The sequence below is a fragment of the Caballeronia sp. genome, from assembly GCF_049581465.1.
Classification (GTDB): Bacteria; Pseudomonadota; Gammaproteobacteria; order Burkholderiales; family Burkholderiaceae; genus Caballeronia.
In genome coordinates this window covers 1-10,260 of record NZ_JBAUSA010000969.1, presented here as the reverse complement: position 1 = coordinate 10,260, position 10,260 = coordinate 1, and the positions used below count along the sequence as shown (strand labels likewise).

Genomic DNA, 10,260 nt, shown 5'->3' with positions numbered 1-10,260 from the left:
GCTGCATGGCGTGCGTATCGCCTTGTCCGACTGGGGCAATCGACAACTGGCGCACGGTGCTGAAGGCGGATGCGTACGGTATCGACGAGCAGTTCAAGTGGGACGAATTGCCGGCGCAGAACACGACGGCCGCGGCTGCACTCGATGCCGTGCAGGACGCGGGCGTGCAGGGGGAGAGCGACCCGCAAGCCGGCGGCATCGAGGTCGACGTGGTGCGGGGTTCGACCGTGCCACCGTGGTCGGCCGCGAAGCCTTACATCAATCTGTACACGCACAAGACGCCCGTATCGGCGACGGTCGTGGGCAATTATCGGTTGACGGCGGACAATTGCGACAGCGATATCCATCATATCGTGCTCGATTTTGGCACCTTGCCGTTTCCCGTCCTGGAAGGTCAGTCCATAGGCATTCTTCCGCCCGGCGCGGCGAAGGATGGCAAGGCGCACCACGCACGCCAGTACTCCATTGCGAGTCCCCGCGATGGCGAGCGCAAGGGTTATAACAATCTCTCGTTAACGGTAAAGCGCGTCACGCAGGACTATCAGGGCAACGAAGCTTCCGGCGTGTGCTCGAACTATTTGTGCGACCTGAAAAAGGGCGACAAGGTCGACGTGATCGGCCCCTTCGGCAGCACATTTCTCATGCCGAACCATCCAAACTCGCACTTGCTGATGATCTGCACGGGAACCGGATCGGCGCCGATGCGCGCGATGACTGAGTATCGCCGGCGTCGGCGGTTGAAAGGCGCAACCGGAAAGCTGATGCTGTTTTTCGGGGCGCGAACCAAGGAAGAGTTGCCGTACTTCGGGCCGCTCGTGAACCTGCCAAAGGATTTTATCGATACCACGCTCGCGCTTTCACGAGCGGCGGGGCAGCCCAGGCGCTACGTGCAGGACGCCATGCGGGAACGGGCAGAAGATGTCGCGCGGTTGCTGCAGGATGGCAACACGCACATTTACGTGTGCGGCCTGAAGGGGATGGAAGATGGCGTGCTGGCCGCATTGCAGGACGTAGCAAGCCAGCACGGCATGGACTGGGACGCGTTGTGGCTAGTCCTTAAGCGCGAAGGCCGCCTGCATCTGGAAACGTATTGATGCGCTCGCGCCGCGCGGTCCGTTTTGTCCTGGGGCCGCACGTCAAGACAACCCTTCAGGTCATCAACGCGACGAGTTCCGGCTCATCCGGCTCGAACCAGTCGGGATTTAGCTCGGCGACAGGCCCAAGGGACACCAGAATTTCGCGGAGGTGGGCCCGCATCGCCTGTTCGGCCGCTTCGGGATCGTGCGCTTTCAACGCACTCACAATGTGAGCGTGCTGCTTGATCAGCAAGTCGAGCGGAGAAACCTCGTTCAGGCTCAAGTAGCGCACCCGGTCCATCTGTGCCTTGATGTCCTGAATAGTGTCCCACGCCGCTACACAATCGATCGACTGCGCAATCAGGAAATGGAACTGCTCGTCGCACGCGAGGAACGCGGCAGTGTCGTTGGCCTTTGACGCGGCCTTCTGCTCACGCAGATTCGCCGCCAGTTCCACTAGCTGGGTATCGGTGATCGCAACAGCAGCTTTACGCACGACAGCCGCTTCGATCGCCTCGCGAATGAAGCGCCCCTCACGCACCTTGCGCGGTGAAATCCGCTTAACGAAGGTGCCGCGTTGCGGCAGCACTTGAAGCACGCCAACCTCGACCAGCTTGATAAACGCCTCGCGGACCGGTTGTCGAGAAACGTGAAACATTTCCGACACCTCCTTTTCCGACAGTGGTGTACCGGGTGCAAGCAAGCCGGTAAATATCGCTTGGCGTAACGAGCGGAAAATCTGCTTGCCAATTGGCTCATGCGATTCCACAGACACGCCTGTTAGCACGCCGAGAAGCGACGCTTTTGGCAAGTCACCGGATGCGGCGCGCGGTCGAGCCAGGGTCCGTGGGGTTGCCGGTGAAGCCGCCCCACCGTTTGCACCCAGACTGGCGGACAAGTTGGCATTTTTCATACGTAAATGTGCCGGTAAACTGATCCCTCAACGCTACCATACTAGTTTATGTTGCGCCGGATCTTTTTGTGCTTTTGGCTCGCGAATCCAGAGCAGCGCGCATAAAGCCCCAAGCACCGCTACCGCTCCAGTCAGGACGAACGCGCTGCCATAGGCGCCGTGCGTCGCCTGCACGATAAACCCTGTCACCGCTGGCCCGATCACGCCTGCGAGATTGGCGAGCAGGTGCACGAAGCCGCCCACGCCGCCGACATTCTCGCGCCGCACGGTGTCCTGGATCACGGCCCAGTAGACGGAACCCGTGACGTACAGGAAGAAGATCGACACGGACATCAGCGCGACCGCACCCTCCATGCTCTGCACATGTCCGGCAAACGCCACGCATACCGCCGCGATGCCGAGGCACACGGAGAGCACGATTCTTCGCGACAGGAGAGGCTTGCCGGTCAGGCGCAGGATGAAATCGGTAATGAAGCCGCCCGCCGCGAGCCCGATACTGCCGAGCAGCCACGGAATGACTGTTGCAATGCTCATGTCATGCAGCGACATGTGATGTGCTTCGGTCAAGTACGTCGGAAACCACGAGAGGAAGAAGAACAGCACGTAGTTGTATGCGAAAAACGCGAACGCGGTGGCGAGGATGATCGGCTGCTTGAGATAGAAGCTCAAGCCCGCTTTCTTACCTGCCGGCGTATTTTCCATCGACGAAGCGTGCTGCTGACCCGCGACAATGAGGTCGAGTTCTGCTGCCTTCACGCGGCTATTCTGCTGCGGGTGTTCGGTTGTACTGAACGACCACAGCACGAGCCATGCGAGCCCCAACAGCATGATCGCGACAAACGCCCAGCGCCAGCCGAACCGGATCGCCATGTAACCAACGACCGGCCCCGCGACTGCGCCACCCAGCGGCGTCCCCGAACTGATGACGCCGATCGCACTCGCCACCTCGCGCCTTGGGAACCAGTTGTTCACCATCTTGCTGTTGGATGAACTGAACGGGCCTTCGCCCATGCCGAACAGTACACGCAGCACGATCAGCGAGGCAAGGCCGCTCGCGAGCGCTGTCGCGCCGCAGAAAATCGACCAGATGCCCATCGCGGTGCCGAAAACCTTCTTTGCGCCGAACTTGTCGGAGGCGACGCCGCCGATGAAATTGAACAGCGCATAGCCGAGAAAGAAGCTGCTGAACACGATGCCCAATTGCGCATGCGAGAAGTTCAGGTCCTTCTGGATCAGCGGCGCGGCAATCGAAAGCGCCGCGCGGTCGAGATAATTAATCACGCCCGCCAGAAACAGCAGACCGACGACGAACCATCGCTGGCTCTTGATCATGATACGTCTCCTGTGTCGACCAGAGTTCGCGCAAAGCTCGTTACTCGGGTCCCATGCAAAGCTCGTTACTCCGGCCCCGTGCAAAGCGCTTACTCCGATCCCATGCAAGATGCTTGCTGTGCCGCCTCTTTTTTTGCCGGGCGGTTCGAGTCTCTGGTTAGTCGAAGTGCAGATGGACCTTCATTGACTGAGTGCGGTCGTGCGCCACTTCGAACGCGCGGTTCGCCTCTTCAAGCGGAAACGCGTGCGTCATCAACGGGCGCAGGTCGATCTTGTGCGCGCCGAGTTCTTCGGCGGCGACCGCGTATTCATCGGTAAAACGGAACGAGCCCTGGTAGCGAAGCTCCTTGGCCATCACAAGGTTCGCCGCCACCGGCGACTGCCCGGCGGGCAGATTGCCGACCTGGATCACCGTGCCGCCTGCACGCGCTGCGCGCAATGCCGTATCGAGTCCAGCGGGACTGCCCGACGCTTCGAGCACCACATCGAACGTGCCGCGTTGCTGCGACCATTGGTCGATGCGCGCCTGGTCGTTGGCAAGTACCGTTTCGTCGGCGCCGAGCGTCGTCGCCATCTGCAACGCCTTGTCGGCGAGATCGACGGCAACGATGCGGTGCGCACCCGCTCGCCGCGCGACCGCCAGCAGGATGCATCCTATCGGCCCGCACCCGACGAGCAGTACCTTCGCGCCGACCAGCGACCCAGCCTGACGCAGCGCATGCAGCGCGACGGCGAGCGGCTCGGCCATCGAAGCCATCGCGAAGTCGAGACCCTCGGGCACCGGCACACACTGGCGCGCCTCCACCACAATGAACTGGCGGAACATCCCTTGCATATGCGGAAACGTTGAGGCACTGCCCATGAAGCGCATGTTCAGGCAATGATTCGGCATGCCCTTCACGCAATAGGGACATGTGCCACAGTTGAGCCCCGGATTGACGGCGATGCGCTGTCCGACGCGCAAACCGCTCACACCACTTACCCCCTCTCCCAGCGCGGAGACTTCACCAGCGACTTCATGGCCGAGCACGAACGGCTCGCGCACAGCGAAGTCACCGCTCTTGCCCTTGAAGTAATACGACAGGTCAGATCCGCAGATGCCGCCCGCGCGCACGCGAATCTGCACCTGGCCGGGCTGCGGTTGAGGGGCATCGAGTTCATCGATGAGAAGTTTTTTGGGTTCGTGAAGAACGGCTGCAAACATCGTGCTGCTCCTTTGTATCGTTAGCAGTGCGGCCCTGACGGGACCGCGTGAAATCACCAGTTCCAGAGCGTGCCGTCTTCAAGACGCGCGACGGGCAGATACGCGGGATCGTACGGATACTTCGCTGCGAGTTCTTCATCGATATCGACGCCATGTCCCGGCGTTTCGCCCGGATGCATCATGCCGCGATCGAAAGTCCACGCATGCGGAAACACGTCGAGCGCTTCCTTTGGAAAGCCCATGTATTCCTGCACGCCGAAGTTCGGCACCCACAGGTCGAAATGCAGCGCCGCGCCCATGCAGACCGGCGACAGATCCGACGGGCCATGACAGCCCGTACGTACCTGATAGAGCGAAGCGAAGTCGGCGATGCGCTTCAAGTGCGTGATGCCGCCCGCGTGCGTGAGCGTCGCGCGGATATAGTCGATCAATTGCTCTTCGATCAGCTGCTTGCAATCCCAGATACTGTTGAAGACCTCGCCCACCGCGATCGGCGTTACCGTGTGTTCGCGGATCAGCCGGAAGCCGGCCTGGTTCTCGGCGGGAGTCGGGTCTTCCATCCAGAAGAGCCGGTAGGGCTCGACCGATTTGCCAAGCCGCGCGGCTTCGATAGGCGTGAGCCGATGATGCACGTCGTGCAGCAGATGTGAGTCGAAGCCAAACTTCTCGCGCACGGCTTCGAAGAGCTTCGGCACGAAGTCGAGGTATTTTTCCGTCGACCAGCCTTGCTCTTCCACGCCCCCCTTGGTCGCCGGCTCGTACATGCCGTTGCCCTTCGACACCCCGTACACCGAGCGCATGTTCGGCACGCCGCACTGGATGCGGATCGCCTTGTAGCCCGCTTCGATATGCTCGCCGTAACGCTCCAGCGCTTCGGGAATGTCGCGGCCCGTCGCGTGTCCATAGACCATCACGCCTTCCCGGGAGGCGCCACCCAGCAGCCGGTACAGCGGCAGGTTAGCCACCTTGCCGAGAATGTCCCAGAGCGCCACATCGACGGCGGCGATTGCCGTCATCGTCACGGGACCGCGCCGCCAATAGGCGCCCTTGTAGAGAAACTGCCAGATATCTTCGATACGGCCCGGATCGCGCCCGACCAGCAGCGGACACACGTGATCCTTCAGATAGGACGCCACCGCCAGTTCACGACCATTGAGCGTGGCATCGCCGATGCCATAGACACCTTCGTCCGTCACCACCTTCAGCGTGACGAAATTGCGGCCCGGACACGTGACGATCACATCGGCGCGGACGATTTTCATGGGGATTTCCTTGAGTAGCATTCGTTGGAATCGATGCTACCATACAAGTATATCCAATCGTCAACCACGGGTTTTCCCGCTTCCGGATGTCAAGATGAACGCCAAATCGACCCTTTGCCGCGCTGCTCTTACTTCGTTGACCAACCACGTGCTTTCGCCGACGTGGCGCGATCCGGCTATTGGTATCGTCCATCTCGGGATCGGCAACTTTCATCGGGCGCATGAGGCGGTCTATACCGAAGAAGCGATGCTCGCGGCGGGAGGGGAGTGGGGTATTTGCGGGGTGACGCTGCAAGGCGACGTCAGCAAGCGCGATGCGCTCATGGCGCAGGACGGGCTTTACAGCGTGGTCGAGCGCGGACCCGAAGGCGTGCGTGTCACGGCGATTCGCGCGCTGAAGGAAGTGATTGCGATGCCGCACGACCGGACACGGCTCTTCGAGCTTCTGGCCGATATCAACGTGCGCATCGTCTCGTTGACGGTCACCGAGAAGGGCTACTGCCGCGACCCGCAAACCGGCGACGTGGAACTGCACCACCCGGGCATTGAGAATGATTTGGCGCATCCAGACGAGCCGTCGACCGTTCCCGGCATCCTGACTGCCGCGCTTAGGCGGCGCCGCGACGCCGGGGCACCCCCGTTCACTGTGCTCTCGTGCGACAACCTCTCGCACAACGGCGCGGCGCTGAAAAAGGTCGTCTGCTCGTTCGCGCGTGCGCTAAGCGACGACCTCGCCACGTGGATCGAAACCCAAGTCGCGTTTCCCTCGACAATGGTGGATCGCATCGTGCCCGCCACCACCGATGCCGACCGCGACGCTGCCCGCGCTGCCCTCGGCATGGACGACGCTGCGCCGGTTCCTTGCGAGCCGTTCCGCCAATGGGTGATCGAAGACCACTTTCCGATGGGACGTCCCGCCTGGGAGCGAGTCGGCGCGCAACTCGTCGACGACGTGATGCCGTTCGAACTCGCCAAGCTGCGCATGCTGAACGCCACGCATTCGACGCTTGCCTATCTCTCGATGCTCGCGGGCTTCGAGACGATCGACGAGGCCATCGCGCACCCTCAACTGAAGGCCTTGATCCACGCGACGATGACGCACGAGATCGCGCCGACGCTCGACGTACCGGCCTCGTTCGACCTGCTCGCATACCGTGACGCGCTGTTGGCGCGCTACGCCAACTCGGCGCTCAAGCACCGCACGGCGCAGATCGCGATGGACGGCAGTCAGAAGATTCCGCCGCGCCTGCTAGGGACGATCGAAGCGCGCTTGAACGCGGGCCAGTCGATCGACCGGCTCGCGCTCGCCGTCGCCGCATGGTTCGTGTTCCTGCGTGGCCACGCCGACGACGGCACACGCTACGAGATCAGCGATCCGCTTGCCGCCCGCCTTACTGCCAGTGTTCCTACGGAACCCGAACTGCTGATCGATACGATGCTCGCCGTCAAGGAAGTATTTCCGCCCGTACTCGCGCGCCGCGAGGATTTCCGCCGCCCGCTGCTGGATGCCGTGAAGCTGTTGCAGGGTGGTGCGCGGCAAGCCATCGAAACAGTGGGAGGCTGAGGACTGACGCAGCTCTCAAGGTGTTTCTCAGGCCGGCGCAAAGCGCACGGCCTTCACACACATCGGCGTGCCGATTGCAACACTATCGACCTGTTCGGCAGGCTCACCGGTCGAGGGATCGATGAGGTAGACGACCAGCCGGTCGCTGTCCTGTAGCGCGACGAGCATGAACTGCCCCGACGGCGATAGCGCAAAGTTGCGCGGCGTCTTGCCCCCAGCGGGGTGAACCGACGCTGACACAATCTTGCCTGTCGGGTGTTCCAACCTGTAGATGCCGATGGCGTCCTCGCCCCGCACCGACGCGTAGAGGAAGCGCCCGTCCGCCGCGATATGCAGATCCGCCGGCTGACCCGCGCCGGGCTTTCCTGGGAGCGCATCGATCGTGTCGAGCAGGCGCAACTCGCCGCTCGTCGGCGAATACGCGAGACGGCAAAGGGTCGAATCGAGTTCGTTGACGACATACGCGATAACGCCGTCCGGGTGGAATACAAAGTGGCGTGGGCCCGAGCCCGCTTTCATGCGCATAGCGGGCACCCCGGACGGTTCCAACCGACCCTGATCGGCATTGATCCGATAGGCGAGAAGTTCGTCAGTGCCGAGATCCGTAACGATGGCAAAGCGGTTATCGAGGCTGGGCACTACGCAGTGAGCATGCGGCACGCCCTGGCGATCCACTTTCGGCCCACTTCCGGTATGAACAAACTCGCTGGATGCAGGGCTCAAGCCCCCGTCATCCAGCAATGAAAAACTCGCGACCTGCCGTCGCGGCGTTTCCTCTGGCGTCTCATGACCGTAGTTCGCAACGAGCACCGTGGTCGCCTGCCGGTCGACATTGCAGTGCGCGGCGAGACTTCCGCGCGTAGGTTGCCGGTTAATCAACACAAGTGCCCCGGAACCCCGATCGATGCGGTACGCGCTGACAAGCCCCTCGGGCTCGCCGAACAGCTCGCTGGTTGCATAAAGCAGGCCGCGGCGCTCAACCACGGCGAGAAACGTCGGATTGGCGACGTCCGTGGTTTCAGCCAGGAACTTAAGCTTGCCAGTCGCTTCATCGAAGCTGTACGTGACGATTCCCCGCCCGTTGGCCGCTGCGAAATGGGGCACGGCGCGGTTCAAACATCCGACGAAAACAAGCGTTCGAGTAGTCATGCAATGAGCATAGGAGGCGGACGGAAAGAAGTACATCTTCGGTTAAACCCTACTTGTATGGTAGTAGAGTTCAAGCCTAGTATTCACTACTGCCTGATTCGCCAGCAAGCGTCTTGAGACTCGCGACTGGCTCACAGCGGCGGTTCACTACTCCCAGGAGACAAGCATGTCGATCAAGAAAGTCATCGTCGCAACCGCGATTGGCACGGCGTTCATTGCCACCGGCGTCTCGGCCAAAGTGGCAACGGGCGACACCTCGCAAGATAAGATCGCGCTATCCAATAGCTACGCTGGCAACACCTTTCGTCAGCAGCAGTTGAAGAGCTGGGCGCAGGTGGCCACCGATGCGAAGAAAGTCGGCACGATCGCCGATGCGCCGGCGTTCACCACAGCGGAAAATCAGGCGACAGAACAGGCGCAGCAGATCCAGAACCTGGTGTTGCAGGGATACAAGGCGATCGTGATCAACGCGGCTTCACCTACCGCGCTCAATGGCGCGGTCAAGCAGGCGTGCGCAGCAGGCGTGGTCGTGGTTTCGTTCGACGGAATCGTCACCGAGCCCTGTGCTTATCGGATCGCCGCGGACTTTCATCAGATGGGTGCGGTGCAGGTGGACTTTCTCGCAAAGAAGCTCGGCGGGAAAGGCAACATCCTGGAAGTTCGTGGGCTGGCGGGCGTCTCGGTTGACGACGAGATTCATCGCGGCATCGTCGATGAGGTGAAGAAGTATCCCGCTATGAAGATTGTCGGTTCAGTTTATGGTGCGTGGACGCAGACTGTCGCGCAGAAGGAAGTGTCGGGTGTATTGCCATCGTTGCCGCAGATCGACGCGGTCGTGACGCAGGGAGGCGATGGCTACGGAGTCGCGCGCGCATTCCAGGCGGCAGGCCGCAAGATGCCGACGATCATCCTCGGTAACCGGCAGGAAGAACTCGCCTGGTGGAAGACACAGGGCGTGGACAGCTATCAGACGATGTCGATCGCGGCCGACCCCGGCTCGTCGACCTTTGCATTCTGGGTCGCGCAACAACTGCTTGCGGGCAATCCGTTGCCGCATGACATGTCACTTCCGACACTCACCGTGACCTCGGCGTCGGTCGACAAGGTGCTGGCTTCCACGGCGCCTGGAACCGTCGCGAGCAACGTATTTACCCGTGATCAGGTGGTCAAGCTCATCGAGTCGCAGCCGAAGCCGTAAGCAAGCCTAACGGGTTTCGCTTGCGGTTGGGCCCGTTTGTTAGTCGAATCCCCATTCCCGGTTCGGTATCCGCCATGAATCATAGAGACAGCATGTCACTCGAAGAACCGCACGTCGGACAACTTGCCGAACCGTTGATCGCCGTGCGCAACATAGACGTGTCGTTTGGCCTTGTGCGAGCGTTGAAGAATGCGAACTTTCAGTTCATGCGCGGGGAGTGTGTCGCGATCGCGGGGCACAACGGCGCCGGGAAGTCGACCCTGATGTCGGTCCTCTCCGGCGCCCGGCGCTCGAATGCCGGTTACATCGAGCACGACGAAATCCGGCACGAGCGCGGGTACAGCGCCGACGTCGCGCGCGGTCTCGGCGTGCGTTGCGTGTTTCAGGAACTGTCTCTCTGCCCGAATCTCACGATCGAAGAGAACATGCGCCCGATGCATCCCCAGCTAAAGGGCATCGGCTGGCGCAAGCGGGCGCGGCGCATTATCGAGGCGCAACTCGACGCGATCTTTCCGGGTCATGCGCTCTCAGGCACCGACGTCGTTAGCGATCTCTCCCTGAC

Annotated in this window: 9 protein-coding genes; 4 read left to right on the top strand and 5 right to left on the bottom strand. The window is 61.5% G+C overall.

What is annotated here, in order from left to right:
* Positions 1-1,094, top strand: a 1,094-nt coding sequence (boxA, locus tag WCA53_RS23835; protein WP_423916261.1) for a benzoyl-CoA 2,3-epoxidase subunit BoxA, incomplete at its 5' end; no start/stop codon positions are given.
* Positions 1,095-1,149: 55 nt separating this feature from the next.
* Here boxA and WCA53_RS23830 read toward each other — a convergent pair.
* The 4 genes from WCA53_RS23830 to manD form a co-directional block, all read right to left on the bottom strand.
* Entirely contained in the window at positions 1,150-1,989 is an 840-nt protein-coding gene (locus WCA53_RS23830) for a GntR family transcriptional regulator (RefSeq protein ID WP_423916258.1), read from the bottom strand.
* 33 nt (positions 1,990-2,022) lie between these two features.
* A complete protein-coding gene (locus WCA53_RS23825) occupies positions 2,023-3,321 on the bottom strand; it encodes an MFS transporter (RefSeq protein WP_423916256.1) in 1,299 nt (432 codons plus the stop codon).
* A gap of 157 nt (positions 3,322-3,478) precedes the next feature.
* The gene (locus WCA53_RS23820) at positions 3,479-4,525 is read right to left on the bottom strand and encodes an L-idonate 5-dehydrogenase (RefSeq protein ID WP_423916254.1); all 1,047 of its coding nucleotides are present in this window, start codon (positions 4,523-4,525) and stop codon (positions 3,479-3,481) included.
* Positions 4,526-4,578: 53 nt separating this feature from the next.
* Entirely contained in the window at positions 4,579-5,787 is a 1,209-nt protein-coding gene (gene manD, locus WCA53_RS23815; RefSeq protein ID WP_423916252.1) for a D-mannonate dehydratase ManD, read from the bottom strand.
* Positions 5,788-5,881: 94 nt separating this feature from the next.
* Here manD and WCA53_RS23810 point away from each other — a divergent pair, with 94 nt between their 5' ends.
* Entirely contained in the window at positions 5,882-7,351 is a 1,470-nt protein-coding gene (locus WCA53_RS23810; protein WP_423916250.1) for a mannitol dehydrogenase family protein, read from the top strand.
* Between the two features lie 27 nt (positions 7,352-7,378).
* On the opposite strand, the gene WCA53_RS23805 is transcribed toward WCA53_RS23810, so the two are convergent.
* Positions 7,379-8,455, bottom strand: a complete 1,077-nt coding sequence (locus WCA53_RS23805) for a lactonase family protein (RefSeq protein WP_423916248.1) — start codon at positions 8,453-8,455, stop codon at positions 7,379-7,381.
* A gap of 217 nt (positions 8,456-8,672) precedes the next feature.
* Between WCA53_RS23805 and WCA53_RS23800 the strand changes: the two genes are divergently transcribed.
* Positions 8,673-9,698, top strand: a complete 1,026-nt coding sequence (locus WCA53_RS23800) for an ABC transporter substrate-binding protein (protein WP_423916263.1) — start codon at positions 8,673-8,675, stop codon at positions 9,696-9,698.
* 92 nt (positions 9,699-9,790) lie between these two features.
* Positions 9,791-10,260 (top strand): ATP-binding cassette domain-containing protein (locus tag WCA53_RS23795; protein ID WP_423916245.1); only part of this gene is annotated, 470 nt, incomplete at its 3' end.